At 71.7% G+C, this 23899-nt stretch carries 20 protein-coding genes and 1 riboswitch; of the genes, 16 read left to right on the forward strand and 4 right to left on the reverse strand.

Translation table 11 applies throughout. The features are described 5' to 3' along the window. Positions 1-97 precede the first annotated feature (97 nt). The 7 genes from ABD169_RS05920 to ABD169_RS05950 all read left to right on the forward strand — a co-directional run bounded on the left by ABD169_RS05920 (position 98) and on the right by ABD169_RS05950 (position 9147). Positions 98-1405: an MFS transporter gene (locus ABD169_RS05920; RefSeq protein ID WP_344030488.1), complete on the forward strand. Its 1308-nt coding sequence runs from the start codon at positions 98-100 to the stop codon at positions 1403-1405. A gap of 58 nt (positions 1406-1463) precedes the next feature. After that, positions 1464-2978, forward strand: a complete 1515-nt coding sequence (locus ABD169_RS05925; protein ID WP_344030491.1) for a carboxylesterase/lipase family protein — start codon at positions 1464-1466, stop codon at positions 2976-2978. Beyond that, positions 2975-3403, forward strand: a complete 429-nt coding sequence (locus ABD169_RS05930) for a hypothetical protein (protein WP_344031670.1) — start codon at positions 2975-2977, stop codon at positions 3401-3403. The genes ABD169_RS05925 and ABD169_RS05930 overlap by 4 nt, the downstream gene beginning before the upstream one ends. Next, the gene (locus ABD169_RS05935; protein ID WP_344031648.1) at positions 3358-3687 is read left to right on the forward strand and encodes a phosphatase PAP2 family protein; all 330 of its coding nucleotides are present in this window, start codon (positions 3358-3360) and stop codon (positions 3685-3687) included. The genes ABD169_RS05930 and ABD169_RS05935 overlap by 46 nt, the downstream gene beginning before the upstream one ends. Positions 3688-3729: 42 nt before the next feature. Then, entirely contained in the window at positions 3730-6015 is a 2286-nt protein-coding gene (locus ABD169_RS05940) for a glycoside hydrolase family 3 C-terminal domain-containing protein (RefSeq protein ID WP_344030494.1), read from the forward strand. Positions 6016-6087: 72 nt separating this feature from the next. Next, complete coding sequence (locus tag ABD169_RS05945) at positions 6088-8010, forward strand: cell division protein PerM (protein ID WP_344030496.1); 1923 nt, start codon at positions 6088-6090, stop codon at positions 8008-8010. Between the two features lie 72 nt (positions 8011-8082). Beyond that, positions 8083-9147, forward strand: a complete 1065-nt coding sequence (locus tag ABD169_RS05950; RefSeq protein WP_344030499.1) for a uroporphyrinogen decarboxylase/cobalamine-independent methonine synthase family protein — start codon at positions 8083-8085, stop codon at positions 9145-9147. Positions 9148-9198: 51 nt separating this feature from the next. On the opposite strand, the gene fdhA is transcribed toward ABD169_RS05950, so the two are convergent. Together fdhA and ABD169_RS05960 are read right to left on the reverse strand one after the other, a co-directional pair. Then, the gene (gene fdhA / locus ABD169_RS05955) at positions 9199-10416 is read right to left on the reverse strand and encodes a formaldehyde dehydrogenase, glutathione-independent (protein ID WP_046456571.1); all 1218 of its coding nucleotides are present in this window, start codon (positions 10414-10416) and stop codon (positions 9199-9201) included. 117 nt (positions 10417-10533) lie between these two features. Then, positions 10534-11370 (reverse strand): helix-turn-helix transcriptional regulator, encoded by an 837-nt coding sequence (locus ABD169_RS05960; RefSeq protein WP_344030505.1) that lies wholly within the window; start codon positions 11368-11370, stop codon positions 10534-10536. Positions 11371-11421: 51 nt separating this feature from the next. Beyond that, a riboswitch (TPP riboswitch) is annotated at positions 11422-11530 on the forward strand. 18 nt (positions 11531-11548) lie between these two features. Between ABD169_RS05960 and ABD169_RS05965 the strand changes: the two genes are divergently transcribed. The 4 genes from ABD169_RS05965 to ABD169_RS05980 are packed head-to-tail and all read left to right on the forward strand — an operon-like array spanning position 11549 to position 15658. After that, positions 11549-12580 (forward strand): thiamine ABC transporter substrate-binding protein, encoded by a 1032-nt coding sequence (locus tag ABD169_RS05965; RefSeq protein WP_231580908.1) that lies wholly within the window; start codon positions 11549-11551, stop codon positions 12578-12580. After that, positions 12577-14289, forward strand: a complete 1713-nt coding sequence (locus tag ABD169_RS05970; protein WP_344030510.1) for an ABC transporter permease — start codon at positions 12577-12579, stop codon at positions 14287-14289. Before ABD169_RS05965 ends, ABD169_RS05970 begins: the two co-directional genes overlap by 4 nt. Positions 14290-14309: 20 nt before the next feature. Next, a complete protein-coding gene (locus tag ABD169_RS05975; protein WP_344030513.1) occupies positions 14310-15020 on the forward strand; it encodes an ABC transporter ATP-binding protein in 711 nt (236 codons plus the stop codon). Continuing rightward, positions 15017-15658, forward strand: coding sequence for a nucleoside/nucleotide kinase family protein (locus ABD169_RS05980; protein WP_344030516.1), 642 nt, complete (start codon positions 15017-15019; stop codon positions 15656-15658). The genes ABD169_RS05975 and ABD169_RS05980 overlap by 4 nt, the downstream gene beginning before the upstream one ends. Positions 15659-15725: 67 nt before the next feature. Here ABD169_RS05980 and ABD169_RS05985 read toward each other — a convergent pair whose 3' ends face one another. Continuing rightward, positions 15726-17210 carry an amino acid permease gene (locus tag ABD169_RS05985; protein WP_344030518.1) on the reverse strand — a complete coding sequence of 495 codons (1485 nt, stop codon included), beginning with the start codon at positions 17208-17210 and terminating at the stop codon, positions 15726-15728. Positions 17211-17294: 84 nt separating this feature from the next. Beyond that, entirely contained in the window at positions 17295-17735 is a 441-nt protein-coding gene (locus tag ABD169_RS05990) for a VanZ family protein (protein ID WP_344030521.1), read from the reverse strand. A 104-nt stretch (positions 17736-17839) separates the two neighbouring features. On the opposite strand from ABD169_RS05990, the gene purN reads away from it, so the two are divergent. From purN to ABD169_RS06015, 5 genes are all read left to right on the forward strand, one after another. Further along, a complete protein-coding gene (gene purN, locus ABD169_RS05995; RefSeq protein ID WP_046456568.1) occupies positions 17840-18448 on the forward strand; it encodes a phosphoribosylglycinamide formyltransferase in 609 nt (202 codons plus the stop codon). Positions 18449-18461: 13 nt separating this feature from the next. Beyond that, positions 18462-20222, forward strand: a complete 1761-nt coding sequence (gene purH / locus ABD169_RS06000; protein ID WP_344030524.1) for a bifunctional phosphoribosylaminoimidazolecarboxamide formyltransferase/IMP cyclohydrolase — start codon at positions 18462-18464, stop codon at positions 20220-20222. A gap of 248 nt (positions 20223-20470) precedes the next feature. Continuing rightward, complete coding sequence (locus ABD169_RS06005) at positions 20471-21595, forward strand: Gfo/Idh/MocA family protein (RefSeq protein WP_344030527.1); 1125 nt, start codon at positions 20471-20473, stop codon at positions 21593-21595. Between the two features lie 2 nt (positions 21596-21597). Beyond that, positions 21598-22497, forward strand: coding sequence for a sugar phosphate isomerase/epimerase family protein (locus ABD169_RS06010; protein ID WP_344030530.1), 900 nt, complete (start codon positions 21598-21600; stop codon positions 22495-22497). Between the two features lie 35 nt (positions 22498-22532). Beyond that, positions 22533-23864: an ABC transporter substrate-binding protein gene (locus ABD169_RS06015; RefSeq protein WP_344030533.1), complete on the forward strand. Its 1332-nt coding sequence runs from the start codon at positions 22533-22535 to the stop codon at positions 23862-23864. Positions 23865-23899: the final 35 nt, after the last annotated feature.

The raw sequence follows: 23899 nt of genomic DNA on the forward strand, positions 1-23899 counted from the left end.
GTGACCGGCGCGAAGGTGACAAAGTGGTCGCCGAATCCTCAAATGCGAACGGTGTTTGGTTTTGGATTCCCCTTCGACCCGCTCAACGAGGAGCATCATGACCATGCCGCCCACGGACCCGGCCGCAGGCCTCGCGCCGACCGGAACCATCACGACCGCGCCTCCCGGCGCCGGCGAACCCGCCGCCAGCCCACCCGCGAACCGGAGGCTGCTGCCGAGTCTGCTCTTCGGCTCGCTCACCCTCTACGGCACCTACGCGGGGCTCATCGCGATCCTGCTCCCGATCCAGGTGGCGCTGCTCGACGAGTCCCGCAAGGAGGCGAATCTCGCGATCGTCACGACGGTCTCCTTCGTGTTCACGCTCTTCGCGCAGCCGATCGCCGGTGCCCTGAGCGACCGGACCCGGTCGCGGTTCGGCCGACGCGCACCGTGGATGCTCATGGGCGCGGTCGTCGGAGCCGTGTTCCTGTTCGGGATCGGCTCGCTCACGGACATCCTGTGGATCACGGTGTTCTGGACAGTGATCCAGGTCGCGCTGAACTTCCTCCAGGCGCCGTTGACCACGATCACCGCTGATCGCTTCCCGCGCGCGAAGCGCGGCGGAGCGAGCGCGATGATGGGTGTCGGCATGCAGCTGGGCGGCTTGCTCGGCGTCATGCTCGCCGGGGAGCTCGGTGCACGACTCGGCCTCGGCTACTCGGTGTTCGGGGCTGCCGTCCTCGTGATCACCGTGCTCTTCGTGGTGTTCAACACCGACTGGTCGTCGAAGGACGCCGCCGTCGAACTGTTCAGCTGGCGACGCTTCTTCGTCGGATTCTGGATCAACCCGAGGAAGTACCCCGACTTCGGTTGGGCTTTCGCCGCCCGCTTCCTGCTGATGCTCGGATACTTCGTGGTGGCCGCCTACTCGATGTACATGCTCACCGACTACATCGGGATGTCGCTCGAGGACGCGACGAACGCCACCGTGATGCTGACGCTCGTCTCGTTCCTCCCCACTCTCATCGCGATCGTGCTCTCGGGCTGGTGGAGCGACCGGATCGGCAAGCGGAAGGTGTTCATCTACGCGGCGTCCGCGGTCATGGTCGTGGGATTCGTCTTCCCGCTCGTCATGCCCGATATGACAGGGATGATCCTGATGAACATCGTCAACGGCGTCGGCTTCGGCCTCTACATGTCGGTGGACGCGGCGCTCATGACCGAGGTGCTGCCGAACGAGGGCACCGCGGCGGGCAAGGACCTCGGGATCCTCAACGTCGCGACCAACATCCCGCAGGCGCTCAGCTCGAGCGTCGCCCTGCTCATCATCACGCTCTTCGGCGGATACGCCATGCTGTTCGTATTCGGGATCGTGTTCGTCGTCATCGCCGCCCTCGCGATCATCCCGATCCGGAGCGCCCGATGATCGCGCGGTACCGGCCCGACCGTCGATTCGCGAACGTCCTCGAAGGAACGGAGACCCCATGACCCTGGAACACCCGGCATCGAACGGTGCGCTGCTCGGAACGGAGCATCCCGAGGTGCGCATCGCCGAGGGCCTCGTCCGCGGCCGCTGGCGTCCGACCACGGGCGGGCGGGGCAACGCGCGCTCGGCGGCGTTCCTCGGGATCCCGTTCGCCGAGGCGCCGGTCGGCGAGCTGCGCTTCGCGGCGCCGCAGCCGAAGGCGCCCTGGGGCGACGTGCTCGACGCCGCCGAGTTCGGCGCGACGGCGCAGCGCGGCGATCCCGGGGTGACGCTGATCCCCGAGCCGAGCATTCCGGGCGACTCGACGCTCAACGTCAACGTGTTCACGCCCGAGCCCGTCGCGGCGGATCCGGGAACCGGTCTGCCCGTGCTCGTCTGGATCCACGGAGGCGGATACTTCGCCGGGTCCCCGGCGAGCGTCTGGTACGACGGCCGCAACTTCACCCGAGACGGCGTCGTGACCGTCACCATCTCGTACCGCCTGGGCTTCGACGGCTTCGGTTGGATCGAGGACGCGCCCTCGAACCGCGGCGTGCGCGACTGGCTGCTGGCGCTCGAGTGGGTGCAGCGCAACATCGCGGCGTTCGGGGGAGACCCCGCGCGGGTCACGATCGCCGGGCAGTCGGCCGGCGGCGGAGCCGTGATGACGCTGCTCGGCATGGAGCGCGCGCAGCACCTGTTCCACGGCGTGTACGCGATCTCGGGGGCGCTCGCCGACGTGTCGGCCGAGCGGTCCGAGGCGTTCGGACGGAAGCTCGCGGAGTCCGCGGGCGCGGCACCCACCCGGGCCGGCTGGTCCGCGATCCCCGAGGATCGGGTCCTCGAACTGCAGAAGGCCGCGACCGCCATGACGTCGGACTCGATGAGCGAGATCATCGACGAGGGGCTCCCGCTCGGTCCGGCGGTCGACGGCGAGCTGCTGCTGCGCCCCACGCCCGAGTCGTTCCGGCTCGGCGTCGGATCCGACAAGCCGCTCGTCCTCGGCGCGACCGACGACGAGTTCAGCATGGCCATGACGGACGCGGCGAAGGCCCTGCGCTGGGTGCCGAAGGGGATCCTGCTCGGCAAGCTCGGCGTGCCGAAGTCGGCGCGGGGAGCCTATCTCGCGGCGAACGCCGATGTCGTCGCCGCGGGCAAGGCGCGGCTGGCCGGCCGGGTGCTCACCGACCGGATGTTCCGCACCGCGATCCTGCGCATCGCCGAGGACCGGGGGGCCGCCCCCACCTGGGTGTACCGCTTCTCGTGGCCGTCCGGCGCCTTCGGATTCGCCGAGCACTGCCTGGACGTGCCGTTCTTCTTCGACTGCCTCGACGGGCCGGCCATCGAGCCGCTGGCCGGGCCGAACCCGCCGCAGGCGCTCGCCGACGAGGTGCACGCGGCGGCGGTCGCGTTCATCGCGAACGGGGATCCCGGCTGGCCGGCGCACGGCGGGGCCGACCGCATCGCGCGCGTCTTCGACGTCCCCAGCCGGGACGCACGAGACGCGTACGCCTCCGTCAGGCCGCTGCTGTGAGGGGCGCGTCGGCCGTGCGGCCCGCGTCGACCGCGCGGCCCCGGGCGCTGCTGATCGCGGGGATCGCCCTCCTGGTCATCTTCGTCGGCATGGGAGCGGCGGTGCTCGCCGACCCCGCGAAACCGTGGAGCCAGGGCATCGACGACGCCTGGCGCTCGGCGGTGGGCGTCGGCCCCGACTCACCGCTTCCGGGTTCCCCGGTCGCGATGTTCTTCCAGCAGCTCGGTCAGCTGCCGGGCATGATCGTGTTCGCGCTCGTGCTCCCCATCGTGCTCGTCGCGCTGGGCCGCTGGCGCTCGGCGATCTTCGTGTTCCTGCTGCAGCTCGCGGGGCCGGGCCCCGACCCGCCGCGGACGAGGCCGCCGGACTCTTCGGGCCGCTGTTCACCGTCGACCACGGGTCCTTCCCCTCCGGGCACGCGGTGAGCGCCGCCGTCGCCGCGGTCACGATCCTCGCGCTGATTCCGCCGGCCAGGCGCGGGCTGCGCGCGGTCGGCTTCGTCGTCGCCGCGATCCTGCTGATCGGGATCGTCTGGCAGCGCACGCTGATCAACGCGCACTGGTTCAGCGACACCATCGCCGGAATCCTCGCCGGACTCGGCGTCGGCCTGCTGCTGCAGTGGGCCTTCTGGCCCGGCCTGCAGCGCGACTTCGCGCGCAGGCCCGGTTTCGCCCGCGGCCGGGCCCGGGCCGAGCACCCGGCGACCTGACCCACCCCTCCTCGATCCACCCCGACTCGCAAAGGACACGACATGACCGAATCACCGCGCGACCGACTCCCCGAACTCAGCACGGAGGAGAAGGCGTCGCTGCTGAGCGGCGCCGACTTCTGGACCACGAAGCCGATCGAGCGGATCGGACTGCCCTCGATCATGCTGACCGACGGACCGCACGGACTGCGCAAGCAGGCGGAGGCGAGCGACCACCTCGGGTTGAACGACAGCGTGCCGGCCACGTGCTTCCCGCCGGCCTCGGGCCTCGGCGCGAGCTTCGACCCCGAGCTCGCCGAACGCGTCGGCGTCGCCCTCGGTATCGAGTCCGCCATCGAGGACGTCGCGGTGATCCTCGGCCCCGGCATCAACATCAAGCGCTCGCCGCTGTGCGGACGCAACTTCGAGTACGTCTCGGAGGACCCGATCCTCTCGGGCGAGATCGGTGCCGGACTCGTCCGCGGAATCCAGTCCCGGGGCGTCGGCGCCTCGCTCAAGCACTTCGCGGCGAACAACCAGGAGGACGACCGCATGCGCGTCTCCGCCGAGATCGACGCGCGCACGCTGCGCGAGATCTACCTGCGCGGGTTCCAGCGGGTCGTCACCGACGCGCAGCCGTGGACCGTGATGTGCTCGTACAACCGCCTGAACGGCGTCTACGCCTCCGAGCACCGCTGGCTGCTGACCGACGTGCTCCGCGACGAGTGGGGTTTCGACGGACTCGTCGTCTCCGACTGGGGAGCGGTGCAGAACCGGGTCGCCGGCGTCGCCGCCGGCCTCGACCTCGAGATGCCGTCGAGCGGCGGGCACACCGATCGGCAGGTCGTCGCGGCGGTCGAGAGCGGCGCCCTCCCGATCGAGGCGCTCGACACGGCTGCGGGACGCATGCTCGACCTCGTCGGTCGGGCGCAGCAGCGCCCGTCGGTCGCGGGCCCGCTCGACGTCGACGCCCACCACGCACTCGCGCGCGAGGCGGCCGGCCGCTCCATCGTGCTGCTCAAGAACGACCCGGTGAACGGCGCGGAGCCGCTGCTGCCGCTCGCTCCCGATGCCAGCATCGCCGTGATCGGCGAGTTCGCGCGCACCCCGCGCTTCCAGGGCGGCGGATCCTCGCACATCAACCCGACCCGCGTCGACACCGCGTGGGACGCGCTCTCGGCGGAGGCGGGCGACCGCGCGGCCTTCGCGGCGGGCTTCGCCTTCGACCCGCGGACCCCCGTCGAGGAGCAGGCGCGGCTGCGCGACGAGGCCGCCGCGCTCGCCGCCGGTCGCGACATCGCCGTGGTGTTCCTCGGTCTGACCGATCCCGAGGAGTCCGAAGGATTCGACCGGGAGCACATCGACCTCTCGCCGGTGCAGCTCGCGCTGCTCGACGCGGTGCTCGCAGCGAATCCTCGCACGGTCGTGGTGCTCTCCAACGGCTCGGTCGTGGCGCTCCCGTTCGCCGACCGGGTGCCCGCGATCCTCGAGGCCTGGCTGCTCGGTCAGGCCGGGGGATCCGCGACGGTCGACGTGCTGCTCGGTACGGTGAACCCTTCGGCCCGCCTCGCCGAGACCGTGCCGCACCGGATCGAGGACACCCCGGCGTTCGGCAACTTCCCGGGCTCCTTCGGGCGGGTCCAGTACGGCGAGGGGATCCTCGTCGGCTACCGCTGGTACGACGCCCGACGCATGGACGTGGCCTTCCCGTTCGGCCACGGGCTCTCGTACACGAGCTTCGAGTACGGGAGCGCGCGCGTCGCCGAGCTCGGCGACGGGAACCTGCGGGTGGTCGTTCCCGTCACGAACACGGGAGCGCGCGACGGTCGCGAGGTCGTGCAGGTCTACGTCTCGGTCGACGAGTCGGCCGTCGAGCGCGCGCCGCGCGAGCTCAAGGCGTTCGCCTCGGTCGAGATCGCGGCGGGGGAGACCCGCGAGGTCGAGCTCGCGGTGCGCGCCGAGGATCTCGCGTACTGGGACATCCGAGTGGACCGCTTCGTCGTCGAGCCGGGGACCTACCGGGTCGCGGTCGGGGCATCGAGTCGGGATATCCGCAGCAGCGCGGCGATCGAGCTCGCGGGGGAGCCGATCCTGCTCCCGCTCAGCGAGGACTCCTCCATCGCCGAGGTGCTCGCCCACCCGGTCGCCGGCCCCATCGTCCAGGCCCGGCTCGCCGGAACCCGCGGGCAGATGGACGAGGCGATGGACGCCGGGGTCATGGGAGACGAAGCGATCGACAAGATGATGGAGTCCTTCCCGATCGGAAGGATCGCCGGGTTCCCCGGCATGGGGATCGACCGCGAGCAGGTCGCCCAGCTAATCGCGCTCGCGAACGCGCCGCAGGGCTGAGGCCCGGCTGGTGCACGCGGCCCGCGCGCCCTCAGGGGGCGCGCGGGCCGCGCTCGTTAGACTGCACCCAGCATGAGATCAATTCTGACGGCGATCATCGCAGCCATCGAATCAGTCGCCGTCGCGCTCGCGGGCGGCCTCCTGATCGCGGCATTCGCCATGCTCCTCTGGGGCGCGGGCTTCGGCTTCGCGGCCGACCCGGGCGACGTCGGCGGGGCGGTGGCCGGCGGCTGGCTGCTCGCGCACTTCGTGCCGCTGCACTTTTCAGTGAGCGCCCAGGCCGCGCTCGGACTGGGCCTCCCGGCGCAGGCGCTCCAGATCCCGTTCTCGCTGGCGCCGCTCGGACTGACCGCGCTGACCGCCGTGCTGGCCGCGCGCTCGGGCTGGCGGTTCTCCGCCCGTGGCGGTGTCGGGGTCGCGGCGGTGCTGGGCGGCAGCATCGGATTCGGCGCCGTCGCCGCGGTCGCGGCGGCGTTCGCGGGCCCCGTGCTCGACGCGCCGCGCTGGATCGCGATCGCGCTGCCCACGACCGTCTACGCGATCTCGAGCGGTGTCCCGTTCCTGGTGCGGGCGGCGACCGAGCCGCACGACTGGTGGCTCGCCGCGGCCCGGGGCCTCGGCAGGGTCCGCGAGTACCTCGGCGTCCGCAGCCTGCCCTCGTTCGGCTGGGCCATCGGTGCGGCGATCCGGATCGCTACCGCGTCGACCGTCGCGCTGCTCGGGCTGGGCGCGTTCGGTGTGGCCGTCGGGCTCATCGCCGGCTACGTCGACAGCATCTCACTGAGCCAGCAGTTGCAGCTGGATCCGCTCGGCGCGATCCTGCTCTTCGTGCTCCAGCTGGCGCTCCTGCCCGTCGCCGTGATCTGGGGCGCGACCTGGTGGACCGGGACCGGCTTCGCGATCGGCCAGGGGAGCTCGGTCTCCCCGTTCGGCACCTACCTCGGCCCGCTGCCGCAGCTCCCGCTGCTCGGCGCGCTTCCGCCGGAGTGGGCCGCCATCGGCGCCGCGGCCCCCGCCGTGGTGCTCGTGCTCGGCCTGGTGATCGGACTGCTCGCGGCCCCGCGTCTCGCCGGTCGCGCCCGCGGGCTCGCGGCGACGGTCGCGGTGCCGGTGCTCGGCGGGATCCTCGCCGGGGGCGCCGTCGCGCTGCTCTCGCTCCTCGCCTCGGGCGCGGTGGGGCCCGACCGCCTCTCGGTCACCGGCCCCGACGCGTGGGCGGCCGGTGGATTCGCCGCGCTCGAGCTCGGCATCGGTCTGCTGCTCGGTGTGCTGATCGGCCGTCGCGAAGTGCTGGTGCGGGCCGTCGGCGAGCTGCGGGTGCCCGACCTCTCGGCGCTGCCGATCCCCGGTCGTTCATCGCGCGCCGGGGCCGTCGCCGATGGCACGGCCGAAGGCGCGGGAGCATCGGTTCCGACGACGGCGGACACCACCCGACCGCGGACGAGCGGTGCGGATGCCGCAGGGCCCCTCGATCTGCCGCTGCCCGAGTTCGACGCGCACGAGCTCGCCGCGAGCGAAGCCGCATTCGCCGCCGGGACGCACGAAGAGCAGGAGACCGCGCCGCTCGACCCCGACGGATCCATCGATCCGCAGGATCTCCTCGCGGCCGACGCGGAGGCGGGCGCCGACCCGGATCCTGCGGAGGAAGCCGTGCCCGTCGGCTCCGGCGCCGCGGATCAGGCGACCGTCGAGATCTCGGACGAGGTCGTCGCCGCCGCGCAGGATCAGCCCGAGGAGGACGACGCCCCGGAGCCGGCCGACCTCGTGGAGGAGCGCGCCGAGGACGAGCACGTCGATCCGCTGCTGCGCGCCTTCTCCTGGGACGCGCGATCGCCCGAGGGCGGATCCGTCCCGGACGCGATCGAGCCCGGACCCGAGAAGGGGCCGCGCGCACCGTTCCAGCTGCCGAAGGGCCTCCGTTCCCGGCTGCGCCGCGACAGTGTTGAGGACGATGACGCGTCGCCGCACGGCGGCGACGGCGACGGAGTACGGTAGGGCCGACGCGCGGATTCCTCGCGCGGTCCGGCGCGCCAGGCGACGCCGAGCACAGCGAGCGGGAGTGAATCCATGAGCCAGCCCGGCACGGTCCAGGGCGCCCACCTGGTGGGAAGCATCAACTTCGACGACGCGGAATCGACCATGCGCGTCGCCGCCGAGCACCTCGGCTCGCACCTGAAGCGGATCCCCGACGGCGAGGTGGGGGAGCGGTTCCACTGGATCGCGTTCCAGCCCGATCGCATCGCGCAGGCCGCGGGTATCGTGCGGGTCGGCGACACCCCGATCCCGCTCCGCATGCTCGACCTGCGGCCGGTCGCGCTCGCGGAGGGCGTGCGCGCGGCCGACGTCGAGCTGCCGCCGCTCGGGTACGCGGACGCCGCGCTCGAATCGTGGGCCGTCTTCGACCGGTTGCAGCGCGAGGGCGCGATCCCGGCCGGTACCCGGTTCCAGGTCTCGCTGCCGAGCCCGCTCGGCGTCGTCGGCAGCTTCGTCGCCGAGGCGGACCGGGCCGAGTTCGAGCCCGTCTACGAAGCCGCGCTCGCGGCTGAGCTCCAGCAGATCCTCGACGCGATCCCGCACGACCGGCTCGCGATCCAGTGGGACGCCGCGCTCGAGTTCGCCATCATCGAGTCGGCCGCCTACGCGGAGCGCGGCGGCAAGCGGTACGAGTGGTTCGACGACGCCTGGGCGGGCACGAGCGAGCGCCTGGCGCGCCAGATCGACCGCGTGCCCGCGGACGTCGAGGTCGGCGTGCACCTCTGCTACGGCGACGTCGCCGAGAAGCACTTCGTCGAGCCCTCGGACAGCGCCAACCTGGTCCGGTTCGCGAACCTGCTCGTGGGCGCCGCCGCGCGCCCCCTGACCTGGCTGCACCTGCCCGTGCCGATCGAACGGGACGACGCCGAGTACTTCGCCGCGCTCGCCGAGCTGGCGCTTCCCGAGCACACGGAGCTCTACCTGGGCCTCGTGCACTGGGAGGACGGCGCCGAGGGCGCTGCGCGCCGGATCGCCTCTGCGCAGCAGCATGTCGTGCGCCCGTTCGGCGTCGCCACCGAGTGCGGTTTCGGGCGGGCCCCCGAGGGCACCGCGGTGCCGCTGTTCGAGACCCACCGGGCGGTCGCCGCGGCCTGGTGAACCAGTGGGCCCGGGCGCTCTCCACCCGGGCCCACCGGCTCCGCTCCGTGGTCAGGCCTTGATGTAGCCGTTCGGGTTCAGCACGTACTTGCGCGCTGCGCCCTGATCGAACTCCGCGTAGCCGCGGGGTGCGTCCTCCAGCGAGATCGGGGTCGCGTTCACCGCCTTCGCGATCTGCACCTTGTCGTGCAGGATCGCCTGCATGAGCTGCCGGTTGTAGCGCATCACCGGGCACTGGCCCGTGGTGAACGACAGCGACTTCGCCCAGCCGAGTCCGAGCCGGAGCGACAGCGAGCCGACCTTCGCCGCCTCGTCGACGCCGCCCGGATCACCGGTCACGTAGAGGCCGGGGATCCCGAGCCCGCCGCCGGCCTCGGTGAGATCCATGAGCGAGTTCAGCACCGTCGCCGGGGCCTCGGTCGCCGAACCGGCCCCGTGCCCGCGCGCCTCGAAGCCGACGGCGTCGACGCCGCACTCCACCTCGGGCACCCCGAGGATCTGCTCGATCTGATCGCGCGGATCGCCCTTCGAGACGTCGACCGTCTCGCAGCCGAAGGATCGTGCCTGCGCGAGCCGCTCCTCGTTGAGATCGCCGACGATCACGCAGGCCGCACCGAGCAGCTGCGCACCGACCGCCGCCGCGATCCCGACCGGGCCCGCACCGGCGATGTAGACGGTCGACCCGGGCCGGACCCCCGCCGTGTAGGCGCCGTGGAAACCGGTCGGGAAGATGTCGGAGAGCATCGTGAGGTCGAGGATCTTCTCGAGCGCCTGATCGCGGTCGGGGAACTTGAGCAGGTTCCAGTCCGCGTAGGGGACGAGCACGAACTCGGCCTGGCCGCCCACCCAGCCGCCCATGTCGACGTAGCCGTAGGCGCTGCCCGGACGGTCCGGGTTGACGTTGAGGCAGATCCCGGTCTTCCCCTCCTTGCAGTTCCGACAGCGCCCGCAGGCGATGTTGAAGGGGACGGAGACGATGTCGCCGACCTTGATGAACTCGACGTCGGGGCCGACCTCGACGACCTCGCCCGTGATCTCGTGGCCGAGGACCAGGCCCTCCGGCGCGGTGGTGCGGCCGCGGACCATGTGCTGGTCCGAGCCGCAGATGTTGGTGCTGACGGTCCGCAGGATCGCCCCGTGGGGCACCTTGCGTCCGACGTTCGCCGGGTTGACGCCCGGCCCGTCCTTGAGCTCGAACTCGGGATAGGGGGTGTCGACCACTTCGACGACACCGGGCCCCTGATATGCGACTGCTCGGTTTCCAGACATCTTCGTCCTCTCTGCAGATTTCGGCGGCTCCCGCCACCCCGAGCCTCTCCCCGAACCGGGCTGCGCTCAACCGTCCCGAGGGCTGGGCCGGACCACCCGTTTGGGGAGGTGCTTCGGTCAGAGCGACGCGACACCGATCGCGACGAGCTCGGCGCGCGAGGTCGATCCGGTCTTCTGCAGGAGCTTCGACACGTGGTACTTGACCGTGTTGGGGCTGATCCCCAAGGCCTCCGCGATGGCCTTGTTGCGCTGCCCCGCAGCGACGAACCCCAGCACCTCGCGCTCACGGGCCGTCAGATCGGCGGTCCCCGAGGAGGAATCCCGCGGCGCGGGCGGATCGAGCGGGATCCGGATCCCGAGGGTGGAGCCCCAGCCGGAGGTGGAGTCGACGTCGAGCGCGCCGTCGAGCGCGATCACGCGCTCGACGATGGGCCGGAGGGCGTCGTGGTTCGCCGTGAGATCGCCCCGGCCGTCGTCGCGGATGCTCATGAGCAGATGGAGACCGTCGCAGTCCCACTGGATCCGCACGCGCCGCGCATCGCCCGTGTCGATCAGCGCGAGCACGGCGATCCGGACGATCGAGCGGGCCGTGTGCGCGACCTCACCGGGGAGCGCACGTCCGGAGCGCGGGGGATCCACGAACTGCATCTCGAGATCGCCGAAGCGGACGAGCGGGCGGAGGTCCTCGCGCAGGCGGGTGAACGCGGCGGTCACGGGCTCGAGCAGGCCCGCCTGCTGCTCGTCGACGCCGGAGCGGAGCCCGATCAGCGCCTCGACTGCGAGGTCGACCGCCGTCGCACGTGCCGCCCGGTCGTCGAGGCGCGGGGAGCGCAGGACCGCGAGCAGGGACTCCAGCGTCACGGCGTGCTGCGCCGCCTGCTCCTCGACCGTCTGCGCGTGCTCGAGGAGCATCGCCCGAGTGGCCGATGCGGGCACCGCGCCGTGGTCCGTCATGCGGTCAGCCTACCCGTCGGGAGAGTCGGGGATGCGGAGTGCGCTAGGCTGAATCGAATCCACGGGAGTCCCTGCGCGAGGGGCTGAGAGGGAGCACGCGAGCTCCGACCGTCAACCTGATCTGGGTCATACCAGCGGAGGAAGGAACCCTATGCGTTCGCATGCCCGTACATTCGCCGTGCTCGCTCTCACCGGAGCGCTCGCCCTCACCGCGGCCGGGTGCGCCGCGTCCGGCGGCTCCGGCGAGAAGGCCGCCTCGGGCGAGGTCACGCTCGTCGTGCACAGCTCGTTCCCGAACAAGGAGTTCGCGAAGGCCGCGAGCAAGGCGACCGGCCTGAAGGTGAAGGTCGTCTCGGCCGGCGACGGCGGCGAGCTCACCAACAAGCTCGTGCTCACCAAGGGCGCGCCGATCGCCGACGCGTTCTTCGGCGTCGACCAGATCTTCGCGTCCCGGCTCATCGACGGCGGGATCACGGAGGCGTATACGCCCAAGGGCCTGCCCGAGGGCGCGAAGCAGCTCGCGGCCGACGACCGCGGATCGCTGACCGCCGTCGACTACGGCGCCACCTGCCTGAACATCGACACGGGCTGGTTCGCGAAGCACGGTATCGCCGCCCCCACGGGCTACGATGCGCTCACCGACGCGAAGTACAAGGATCTGGCCGTCGTGCTCGACCCCACCGCCTCGTCGACCGGCGGTTCGTTCCTCGTCGGCACCGTCGCGAAGTTCGGCGAGAACGGCTTCGCCGACTACTGGAAGCGGGTCGCGAAGAACGGCACCCGCGTCGAGCAGGGCTGGACCGAGGCGTACAACGGCCAGTTCACCCAGGGCGGCGGCACCGGCACCCGGCCGATCGTCGTCTCGTACGCGACCTCGCCCGCCTGGACCCTCACCAAGGACGGCTCGGCGACCACCACGGCCGCGCTGCTCGACACCTGCTCCAACCAGGTCGAGTACGCGGGCGTGCTGAAGGGCGCCGCCAACCCCGAGGGGGCGAAGAAGGTCGTCGACTACCTCGTCTCGCGCGAGTTCCAGGACACCATCGCGGATTCCATGTACATGTTCCCCGTCGACGCCGGCGCGAACGTGCCCGCCGACTGGACGAAGTTCGCGCCGAAGCCCGCGAAGCCGAACGACCTGCCCGCCGCCGAGATCGGGGCGAAGCGCGAGTCCTGGCTGAAGACGTGGAGCACGGCGACCGGCTGGTGAGCCGCTCGACCCGGCGAGCGGGACGCGCGGTCGGAACCGGCCGCGCGTGGGGGATCGCGGCGTGGACCGCCGCTGCCGCGATCCCGCTCGCGTTCCTCGCCGTCTTCTTCCTGCTGCCCGTCCTGTCGCTCATCGCGACGGGCTTCACGACCGAGGGGCGCTTCGACGCGTCCGGCATCCCCGCGGTGCTCGGCGAGCCCCGCACCTGGAGCGTCGTCGGGCAGACCCTCGCCCAAGCCGCGCTCGGCACGCTGCTGTCGCTCGTGCTCGGCGTGCCCGCCGCGTTCGTGCTCTACCGGCTCCGGTTCCGCGGCCGCGCGGCCTTGCGGGGCCTCATGACGGTACCGTTCGTGCTGCCCACGGTCGTGGTGGGCGTCGCCTTCGAGTCGGTGTTCGGCGAGGGCGGCCCGCTCGCCGCGCTCGGACTCGACCGCACCCTGCTGGTCGTGGTGCTCGCGCTGGCGTTCTTCAACGTCACGGTCGTCGCCCGCACGGTCGGCGGATTCTGGTCGCAGCTGGACCCGCGCCCCGAGCAGGCGGCGCGCATGCTCGGCGCCGGCCCGGCCCGGGTCTGGTGGACCGTCACGCTGCCGCAGATCGCACCCGCGCTCGCCTCCGCGGCGTCGCTCGTGTTCCTGTTCTGCGCCACCTCGTTCGGCATCGTGCTGATCCTCGGCGGTCGCAGCCTGTCGAACGTCGAGACCGAGATCTACCGGCTGACCGTGCAGTTCCTCGACCTGCGCTCGGCGGCGGTTCTGTCGCTGCTGCAGTTCGCGCTGGTCGCCGCCGTGCTCGTGGTCTCGGCCCGGCTGCGCCGTCGGCGCGAGCAGACCGTCTCGCTGCGGCCGACCGCCGAGCGGATCCGCCGGTCCCACGCACCCGCGATCGCGGTGCTCGCGGCGACCGTGCTGCTGCTGCACCTGCTGCCCATGATCGCGCTGCTCGTCGGGTCGCTGCGCGGCCGCACCGACGGCGCCGACGGTGCCGCCGAGTGGACCCTGCAGAACTACACGAACCTGTTCGTGCCGCCCGCGGATTCCCCGATCGACGGATCCGTGGCCGACGCGCTCGCGACGAGCCTCGGCATCGCCGCGCTCGCCGCGACGATCGCGCTGCTGCTCGGCGGATTGGTCGCGCTCGTGGCCTCGCGGCGCCCGAGATCCCGCGTTCTCGCCCGGGGGATCGAGTGGTTCGACGGAGCGATCATGCTGCCCCTCGGAGTCTCCGCGGTGACGCTCGGCTTCGGTCTGCTGCTGACGATGAACCGGCCGCTCGGGATCGGGCTCGACCTGCGCACCTCGACCGTGCTGATCCCCATCGCGCAGGCGCTCGTCGCGCTGCCCATCGTGGTGCGCACGCTGCTGCCCGTGCTGCGCGGGATCGACCCGCGGCAGCGGGACGCCGCCGCCATGCTCGGTGCGGGCCCGCTGCGGGTGCTCGGCACGATCGACCTGCCGCTGCTCGGGCGATCGGCGGGGCTCGCGGCGGGCTTCGCTCTCGCGGCCTCGCTCGGCGAGTTCGGCGCGACCTCGTTCCTGGTTCGTCCCGACACGCAGACCCTGCCCGTCGTGATCGCACAGCTGATCGGGAGGCAGGGGAGCGACAGCTACGGCACCGCGCTCGCGGGCGCGGTCGTGCTGGGCGCGATCACGGCGGGGATCATGCTGCTGGCGGAGCGCTGGCGAGGAGAGGCGGCGGCAGAATGGTGACCGAGACGAAGGAGCGGCGCATGGCGGAAGCGGACGGGACGGATCGGGCGATCGGAACGCGCGGACTCTCCGTGGACCGCGCGACGGTGCGGTACCCGGGAACCGACGCGTCCGCGCGGCCGGCGGTCGACGGTGCGAGCCTCGCCGTCGACGAGCGCGAGATCGTCGCGCTCCTCGGTCCGAGCGGCTGCGGCAAGTCGACCCTGCTGCGGGCGATCGCGGGGCTCGAGCCGCTCGCCCGGGGGCGCATCGCGTGGGCGGGCGAGGACCTCGCCGGGGTCGCACCGCACCGGCGCGGATTCGGGCTGATGTTCCAGGACGGGCAGCTGTTCGGGCACCGGAACGTCGGGGCGAATGTCGCCTACGGGATGGAATCCCAGCGGATGCCCAAGCCCGAGCGCGCCGCGCGAGTCGCCGAGCTGCTCGAGCTGGTCGGCCTGCCGGGGACCGAGGGGCGGCGCGTGACCGAGCTGTCCGGAGGAGAGCGCCAGCGGATCGCGCTCGCGCGCTCCCTCGCACCTCGACCGCGCCTCCTCCTGCTCGACGAGCCCCTCTCGGCGCTCGACCGCGAGCTGCGGACGCGCCTCGCGGAGGACCTGGCACGGCTGCTGCGCGAGACGGGCACCACGGCGATCCTCGTGACCCACGACCCCGAGGAGGCCGAAGCGATCGCCGACCGTGTCGTCCGCATGCGCGACGGCCGCGTCCTCGCGGAGGGGAGCGCGGCGTGAGCGGGCCGGCGACCGGGCCGGACTCCGGCGCGGAGACGGTCGCGCGCGCCCTTCTGGCGCGGGCGGCCCTGCTGCGCGGACGCCCGCCGTGCGTGGTGCTCGTGGACGGCCGTTCCGGATCCGGCAAGACCACGATCGCGGGTGCACTGGTGCCGCTGCTCGGGGACGCCCTCGGCGCCCCCGCCGAGCTGCTGCGGGTCGAGGACCTGTACCCCGGCTGGGACGGGCTCGCGGCGGGAGCCGCCTCGGTGCCCGCGGCGCTGCGCACGGGACGCTACCGACGCTACGACTGGATCGCCGGGAACTTCGCCGAGGAGCGCAGGATCGAGCGCGGACGACCGCTCGTGATCGAGGGCTGCGGCGCGCTCAGCGCCGAGAACCTGGCGGCCGCACGGGCATGGGCGGCGGGTTCGGGTGCCGGTGCCGGAGCTGGTGTCGAGGCCGGTGCTCGTGCCGCTGCCGGTGCCGTGCTGCCGGTCTGGATCGAGCTGCCCGCGGAAGAGCGCCGCCGCAGGGCGCTCGCGCGCGACGGCGAGACGTTCCGACCGTACTGGGACCGCTGGGCGAGCCAGGAGGACGCGCTCGCCGCGCGCACGCACCCGATCGCGTTCGCGCGCGAGATCCTGCACGGCGGGTGATCGCTCGCCGTCGCGAGACGGCGTTCCGGAGCGGACGGCCCAGACCGCCGCTCCGGAACGGTGCGGATCAGTGCCCGTGCGCCTCGGAGCCCGCGGCCTCGTCGGCCGCGATCTGCTCGGCTTCGGCTGCGGGATCGACGCCCGCGCCCGCGCCCGCAGCCGCGGCCCGGCGCTTCGCGAGCGAGCGTCGTACCAGGGGCCAGCAGGCGACGAGCGCGCCGGTCGCGATGAGGCTCGTCCACACCTGCGTGCGGCCGGTCTCGGAGCTCAGCATCACGACGAGCACCGCTGCGATCGCGGCGATGAGGAGGATGTTGAGCCACGGGTGGAGCCACATCTTCAGCTTCAGTCCGGCGACCTCCTCGGCCGACATCTTCTGCCGCATCCGCATCTGCGTGAGCGCGATGAAGACGTAGACGAAGAGCGCCACGAGGCCGGCCGAGTTCATAATGAAGTCGAAGACGCCGGACTCGGGCGCCGCGAAGTTGACGATGGTCGCGGCGACCGCGCCGATGGTGGAGGCGAACAGTGCGAAGGCGGGGACGCCCGAGCGGGTCCGACGCGTCATGATGCGCGGGGCGTACCCCTGCTCGGCGAGGGCTGCGAACATGCGCGACGCCGAGTAGAGGCCCGAATTGAGCACCGAGATCACGGCGGTGAAGATGATGATCTGCATGATCGCGGCGGCGCCGGGGACGCCGAGCAGCGAGAACACGTAGGTGAAGGGCGCGGTCGCCACGTTCACGGGCTCGGGCAGCTCGTCCCAGGGCACGACCATCGTGATGATGAGCACGGCGCCGACGAAGAACAGCAGGATCCGCCAGATGACGGTGCTGGTGGCCTGCTTGATGCCCTTCGCGGGGTTCTCGGACTCGGCCGCGGCCATCACCGCGATCTCGGTGCCGAAGTACGAGAAGATGACGAGCGCGACGCCCGTGAACGCGATGCCGAAGCCGTTCGGGGCGAATCCGCCGTGCTCCCAGAGGTTCGGAACGGAGAAGGTCGACTGCGGCCACAGGCCGAGCGCGAAGAGCAGGCCCGCGCCGAGGAACACGACGATCGCGATGACCTTGATGCTGGCGAGCCAGAACTCGACTTCGCCGAAGGTGCGCACCGAGATCAGATTGGCGCCGATGAACACGGCGATCAGGATCAGCGACCACGCCCAGCCCGGCAGGAACACGAACCAGGAGTGCAGGGTCTCGCCGCCGAGCACCGCCTCGTAGGCGAGCACGCCGACCCAGAAGTACCAGTAGAGCCAGCCGACGAGGTAGGCGGCCCAGTCACCCAGCCCGACGCGGGCGTACTCCATGAACGAGCCGATCGCAGGCCGAGCCGCGGCCATCTCGCCGAGCATGCGCATCGCGAGGAACACGAGCAGGCCGCCGATGAGGTAGGAGATGATCGCGGCCGGACCCACCGAGCGGATGATGTTGCCGGACCCGACGAAGAGGCTCGCGCCGATGATGCCGCCGAGCGTGATCATGGTGACGTGCCGCGGGCGGAGCTTGGCTCCGTTCGACGGGGACGGAGCGGAAGCCGGTTCCTGCACGGGTGATGCCTCTTTCGGTTCGACGGCGGCGGGTTCGCCGTGTGGCATGGTACCCGCGCGGCAGCGCGAAACGAAATTGGGATATCAGTTGCGCCGGACCGCTCGCGAGATCCCCAGGATCGCGCAACCGATCGCGGCGCCGGCGGCGTTGAGCACGACGTCGGACAGATCCGGGACCCGACCGGGGATCACCGTCTGGCTCAGCTCGATCGCCGCGGTCGCCGCGACGCAGATCGGCAGTGCGAACCACCACGCACGGCGGGGGAGCACCGCGGCGACCGCGAGGCCGAGCGGCACGAACAGCGCGACGTTGGCGAGGTCCTCGATCTGCATCGTCGTGAGCGACGCGTCGAAGCGAGCGAGCACCGCATTGATTGCGTCGACCGCCTCGATGCGCGCCGTCAGCACGAGACCGCGCGGTCCGAGGGTGACGACGCCGATCCCGGCGACGACGAGCAGCAGGAAGACGACCGCGGCGGGGCGGGGAGCGTACTCGGAACGGACGGTCGGGGCGTGAACGGACATGCGGAACCTGCTTTCTTCGGGCGGACGCGCGGGGCGCCCACTCCAATGAGACCGCGGCGACTGTTTCGAGAGCGTATGCTCCGCGGCCCCGCTAGACTTGCCGCGTGCTGAACATCGCGGTGCTGATCTCCGGTGGGGGCAGCAACCTCAAGGCCCTGATCGACGCGACCTCCGAACCCGGCTTCCCCGCCCGCATCGCGGTCGTGGGATCCGACACCGAGGCGCCCGGACTCGCCCACGCCGAAGCCGCGGGCATTCCGACCTTCGTCGTGCGGCCCGCCGACTCCGACACTCGCGAGGAATGGGGCCAGCTGCTCGCCGCCGCCATCCAGGAGCACGGCGTCGGCACCGGCCCCGAACCGAGCCTCGTCGTGAGCGCCGGGCTCATGCGGATCCTGCCGCCCGGCTTCGTGCGCCTCTTCTCGCCCGCCCTCATCAACACCCACCCCGCGCTGCTGCCGAACTTCCCCGGAGCGCACGCCGTGCGCGACGCGCTCGCCGCAGGCGCCGCAGAGACGGGCGTGACCGTGCACGTGATCGACGAGGGCGTCGACACCGGCCCCGTGCTGCGCCAGCGCTCCGTCGTCGTGCGCGACGGCGAGACCGAGGACGAGCTCCACGAGCGGATCAAGCAGCTCGAGCGCCCCCTGCTCGTCGATGTCGTGCGCGACATCGCGACCGGAGACCTGAACCTTCCCCAATCGGCCGAATAGGAGACCGAACCTGATGGCAGTCCAGAGCCACGACCCCAGCCTGTACGAGCACCGCGATCTGATCCCGGTGCGCCGGGCGCTCATCTCGGTGAGCGACAAGTCCCGCCTGCTCGAACTCGCCGGGGCGCTCGCCGCCGCGGGCGTCGAGATCGTGTCGACCGGTTCCACGGCGTCGACGATCCGCGACGCGGGCCACCCGGTCACCGACGTCGCCGAGGTCACCGGATTCGCCGAGGCGCTCGACGGGCGCGTCAAGACGCTGCACCCCTCGGTGCACGCCGGCCTGCTCGCCGACCTCCGCCTCGCCGATCACCGCGATCAGCTCGCGCAGCTCGGCATCGAGCCGTTCGAGCTCGTCGTCGTGAACCTCTACCCGTTCGAGGAGACGGTGGCCGCGGGCAAGCCCGTCGCCGACGTGATCGAGAACGTCGACATCGGCGGCCCGGCGATGGTGCGCGCCACGGCGAAGAACCACGCCAATGCGGCCATCGTCGTGTCGCCCGAGCGCTACGACGAGGTCATCGAGGCGGTGCAGGCGGGCGGTACGACCCTCGACCTGCGTCGCTCGCTCGCCGCCGACGCCTTCACGCACACCGCTTCGTACGACGCCTCGGTCGCGACCTACTTCCTCGAGCAGGAGTTCGTCGGCTGGACGGGCGAGACGCTCGACGAGGCCGGGTTCGACGCGGACTTCGACGCCGACTTCGGCGCGGAGCAGGGTGCCGAGGCGCTGCTGGACGACGACGCGGACTTCGACGGCGAGGACGGGACCGCGGGCTCGATCGACGCGATCTTCGCGATCGACCTCGAAGACCCGACCGGCACGACCGTCGGCCTCGAGGTCGGCGGCCTGCGCGACGCGGTGCTGCGCTACGGCGAGAACAGCCACCAGCGCGCGGCGCTCTTCACCGAGCCGGGCGGCACCGGGATCGCGCAGGCGACCCAGCTGCACGGCAAGGAGATGTCGTACAACAACTACGTCGACGCCGACGCGGCCCTGCGCGCGGCCTACGACCACGACCGTCCGGCGGTCGCGATCATCAAGCACGCGAACCCGTGCGGGATCGCGGTGGCGCCCGAGGGGGCGGCCGACGAGATCGCGGCCGCCCACGAGCTGGCGCACGCCTGCGACCCGGTGTCGGCGTTCGGCGGAGTGATCGCCGCGAACCGCACCGTCACGAAGGCCATGGCCGAGACGGTCTCGGGCATCTTCACCGAGGTGATCATCGCTCCCGGCTTCGATCCCGAGGCGCTCGCGATCCTCACGCAGAAGAAGAACCTGCGTCTGCTCGTGCTGCCCGGCGACTTCGAGCCGAGCCCGCTCGAGCTGCGCCAGGTCTCGGGCGGCTTCCTGCTGCAGGACGCCGACCGTTCCTTCGCTCCGGCCTCCGAGTGGGAGCTCGCCACCGGCGAGCCGGCGGACGCCGGGACGCTCGCCGAGCTCGAGTTCGCCTGGCGCGCCTGCCGCGCCGTGAAGTCGAACGCGATCCTGCTCGCGCAGGGCGGCGCCTCGGTCGGTGTCGGCATGGGTCAGGTCAACCGGGTGGACTCGTGCCGCCTCGCGGTCGAGCGTGCGGGTGAGCGTGCCACGGGTTCGGTCGCCGCGTCCGATGCGTTCTTCCCCTTCGCCGACGGTCTGCAGGTGCTGCTCGACGCCGGCGTGCGCGCCGTCGTGCAGCCGGGCGGCTCGGTGCGCGATCCCGAGGTGATCGAGGCCGCGAAGGCGGCCGGCGTCACCATGTACTTCACCGGGGAGCGCCACTTCTTCCACTGAGCCGCACCGGCAGAGTCGAAGCGCAACGCCCGAGGGGCGTCGGATCCGAGCGGATCCGGCGCCCCTCGGGCGTTCGCGCCGTCGGCGCGGCTGGGATCGCGGATCCCGTTCCGTTCCCAACCGTGACCCGACGAACCGACCAGTTCGAACCAGATGATCCAAAACTGGACTAATTGGTATAAATCTGCTTGACTCTGCGTTGGAAGCGGATGAGACGATCCGCGCCGCACTTGCAAAGGAGCACAGCAGTGAGCGCAGCCTCGAGCCCCCTCTCGATCGCCGTCATCGGCGCGGGAACCATCTCCCAGTCGGTGCACCTGACGAGCCTGCGCCGAGCCGGCTTCGACGTGCGGATCGTCTGCGACCTGTCGCCGAGCCGAGCAGCCGAGGTGGCCGCCTCGATCGGGGCCCGGGCCGTCTCCGACCCCGCAGAGGCGTTCGCCTCCGACGTCGACGCCGTGCTGATCGCGACGCCCGGCACCCACGCGAAGCTCGCGGCCGACGCGATCCGCGCGGGCAAGCACGTGCTCGCCGAGAAGCCGCTGGCCTTCACCGTGCGCGAGGTCGAGGAGCTCGAAGCCCTCGCCGCGGAGCACGGCGTCGTGACGCAGGTCGGCTACATGAAGATGTTCGATCCGCTGCTCGAGACGGCGGCGGACGAGTACGCCGCGCTCGAGGGGGTCCGGCTGGTGCGCGTCACCGTCATGCACCCGGCCGACGAGCCCCAGATCTCGCACCTGCGCATGGAGCCGGCCCCGCGCGACGCCGATCCGGCCGCGATCGCCGAGGCCGTCGCGTCCGACGCGGCTCGGGCCGAGGAAGCGCTGCCCGGCGCCGATGCGAGCCTCCGCGCCTACTACGCGAACGTGCTCAACGGTTCGGTGATCCACGAGCTCAGCCTCATGCGGGCCATGGGCATCCCGTTCCCCGACCGCTGGACGGCCGAGGTCGTCACCCCGCTCGACGGCGATGCGCCGGCGAGCCTGCTCGCGACGGGCCTCGCGGGCGAGACCGCGGTCGTGCTCAGCTGGAACTGGCTGCCCGACTACCCGGAGTACGACGAGGAGCTCACGGTGCTCGCGTCGAACGGCCGCCTCGAGTTCCACCTCGCGAAGCCCTACCTGGTGGAGGAGCGCAGCCGCCTCGTGAGCCGCAGGCATACGGGCGAACGCCGGGAGGACACCGAGTACCGGGCGGGCCACGAGACCGGCTTCCTGCGCCAGCTCGACGCCTTCGCCGCTGCGATCCGCGAGGGCGCGCCGAACCCGGCCGGCCTGGCCGGCGCGAAGGACGACATCAGTCAGCTGCAGCTGATCGCGCAGGCGATCGCCGCCGCGAGCGGTGCGCGCATCGAGATCGAGACGGGCCGCTGATCATGCGATTCGCGAACGCTCCGGTCTCGTACGGGATCTTCGGCGAGCTCACCCTCGACGGGGTGACCACGACCGAGGAGCTGCTGCGCACCATGGCCGAGGCCGGCTACGCCGGCTCCGAGCTCGGTCCGCCCGGATTCTTCGGGCGACCCGAGCGCGCGGCCGAGGCCTTCCGCGCCTCGGGGCTCGCCGCGGTCGGCGCCTACGTGCCACTGAACACGCAGCAACCGGGCGCGGTGCTCGACCGGGATCTCGCTCGGATGGAGCTCACCCTCGACGAGATCGAGGCCGTGGACCCGGCGGCGCTCGTGATCCTCGCCGACGAGGGCGACCCGGGCCTCATCGCCCGACCGCGCAAGGACCGATCGCGGATGTTGGATCGCGATGGCTGGGCGCAGCTGATCGGAGTGGTCACGGAGGCCGCGAAGCGCGCACGGGATCGCGGCCTCGAGGTCTCGTTCCACCCGCACGTCGCGACCTACGTCGAGCTGCCCGATGAGATCGAGCGGCTGCTGAACGACACGGACCTCTCGATCACCTACGACATCGGTCACGTCGTGCTCGCGGGCGGCGACGGGATCGCGCTCTACGAGCGGTGGCGCGAGCGGATCAACCACGTGCACATCAAGGACGTGCGCCCCGAGGTGCTCGAAGCCGCACGGGCCGCCGGTGACGACGACTTCGCCGGCTGGTTCCCCCGGGCCTGCACCCGGCTCGGCGAGGGGGAGTCCCGCCTCGACGAGTTCGCCGTCGCGCTGCGCGCCGCCGGCTACGACCGCTGGGTCGTGGTCGAGCAGGACCGCGAGCAGCTGACCCCCGATACCTATCAGGCCGTGGTCGCCGACCAGCGCGCCAATCTCGACTGGCTGCGTCGGCATCTCGCCGGCCCCGCCGCCAACTAGAAAGGACCGAACAGATGCCGTTTCACCGTCGAACAGTGCGTCTTTCGACCGCCGTCATCGGCGCAGCCCTCGTCTTCGGGCTCGCGTCCTGCTCCGCCCCGGGCGGCAGCGCCCCGAAATCCGGGGGCGACACCACCAAGATCACCGAGCCCGTCACGACCGAGCAGGTCGCGAAGCTCGGCAAGGTCACCCTCAACGTCTGGGCCGATCAGGGCGAGCAGCAACTGCTCGACAAGTTCGTCCCGCTGTTCGAGAAGCGGTACCCGAACGTCGACGTGAAGATCCAGTTCAAGAGCTTCAACGATCTGACGGCGACCGTGCTGAACGCCATGAACTCGTCGAGCGCGCCCGACGTGACCCAGGGCAATCAGGGGTGGGCGACCGACGGCGCGCTCGTCAAGGCCGGCCTGATCCGACCGCTCGACGACGTGGCCGACGCCTACGGGTATCGGGCGGCCGCGGGCGATGCGATCACCCAGCTGCAGTGGTCCAAGGACGGCAAGACCTTCGGCGAGGGCGACGTCTACGGCATGTCGCCCGACAACCAGATGGTCGGGCTCTTCTACAACAAGGAGAAGCTGCAGAAGCTCGGCCTGCAGGTGCCCGCTTCGCTCGACGAGTTCACCGCCGCCCTCGCGAAGGCGAAGCAGTCGGGCGAGGTGCCGCTCGAGATCGGGAACTCGGACAAGGCCTCGGCGATGCAGGCGTTCTCGCTCGTGCAGGGGGCCGACACCCCGGCCAAGGAGACCCGGGCCTGGATCGCGGGCGCTGCCGGATCCGATTTCGCGGTGCCGAGCAACGTGCAGGCGCTCCAGACCTTCTCCTCCTGGGCGAAGGACGGCTACCTCTCGGCCGGCTACGACGGCACCAGCCCCGATGACGCGGCGGCCGCGTTCGCCAAGGGCCAGGGCGTGTTCTTCGTCGGCGGCAACTGGTACGCGAGCAGCATCGCCGACGGTGCGAAGTTCGGCTTCTCGGCCGGCTTCAAGAGCGGCGGCTACGCCACCGCCGGATCGTTCGGCATGCCGTGGCACGTCAGCTCGAAGTCCAAGGCCGAGCTCGCCGCGGTCGCCTGGGTGGGCATGCTGAACTCCGCCGACACCGCCCCGCTCCTCGCCGAGGTGCAGCGGGTGCCGATCCACCCCGTGCAGGCCGGTGACGCGAAGACCACCTTCCCGGATCTGCTCGCCGCGTCGAAGAACCAGCTCGAGAACGCCGGACCGCTCTACTGGTACGACTGGGCGACCGACACCATGTTCGACACCTTCACCGGAGGCCTCCAGGAGGCCCTCGCGGGCCGTACGACGCCCGATGCGCTCGCGAAGCGCGTGCAGGACGACTGGACCGCGTTCCACAACAAGAAGTAAGGGATCCGGTTCCGGGGGACGCGTCCGCGTCGCCC

It is taken from the genome of Leucobacter iarius, from assembly GCF_039530105.1.
GTDB lineage: Bacteria > Actinomycetota > Actinomycetes > Actinomycetales > Microbacteriaceae > Leucobacter > Leucobacter iarius.

Excerpts from the sequence above, each read along its gene's own strand:
- ABD169_RS05990 (WP_344030521.1), bottom strand. The coding sequence starts at position 17,735 with ATGTCCGTTCACGCCCCGACCGTCCGTTCCGAGTACGCTCCCCGCCCC.
- ABD169_RS05960 (WP_344030505.1), bottom strand. The coding sequence starts at position 11,370 with ATGACGGACCACGGCGCGGTGCCCGCATCGGCCACTCGGGCGATGCTC.
- fdhA (WP_046456571.1), bottom strand. The coding sequence starts at position 10,416 with ATGTCTGGAAACCGAGCAGTCGCATATCAGGGGCCCGGTGTCGTCGAA.
- ABD169_RS06010 (WP_344030530.1), top strand. The coding sequence starts at position 21,598 with ATGCGATTCGCGAACGCTCCGGTCTCGTACGGGATCTTCGGCGAGCTC.
- ABD169_RS05925 (WP_344030491.1), top strand. The coding sequence starts at position 1,464 with ATGACCCTGGAACACCCGGCATCGAACGGTGCGCTGCTCGGAACGGAG.
- ABD169_RS05945 (WP_344030496.1), top strand. The coding sequence starts at position 6,088 with ATGAGATCAATTCTGACGGCGATCATCGCAGCCATCGAATCAGTCGCC.
- purH (WP_344030524.1), top strand. The coding sequence starts at position 18,462 with ATGGCAGTCCAGAGCCACGACCCCAGCCTGTACGAGCACCGCGATCTG.
- ABD169_RS05950 (WP_344030499.1), top strand. The coding sequence starts at position 8,083 with ATGAGCCAGCCCGGCACGGTCCAGGGCGCCCACCTGGTGGGAAGCATC.
- ABD169_RS05920 (WP_344030488.1), top strand. The coding sequence starts at position 98 with ATGACCATGCCGCCCACGGACCCGGCCGCAGGCCTCGCGCCGACCGGA.
- ABD169_RS05940 (WP_344030494.1), top strand. The coding sequence starts at position 3,730 with ATGACCGAATCACCGCGCGACCGACTCCCCGAACTCAGCACGGAGGAG.
- ABD169_RS05975 (WP_344030513.1), top strand. The coding sequence starts at position 14,310 with ATGGCGGAAGCGGACGGGACGGATCGGGCGATCGGAACGCGCGGACTC.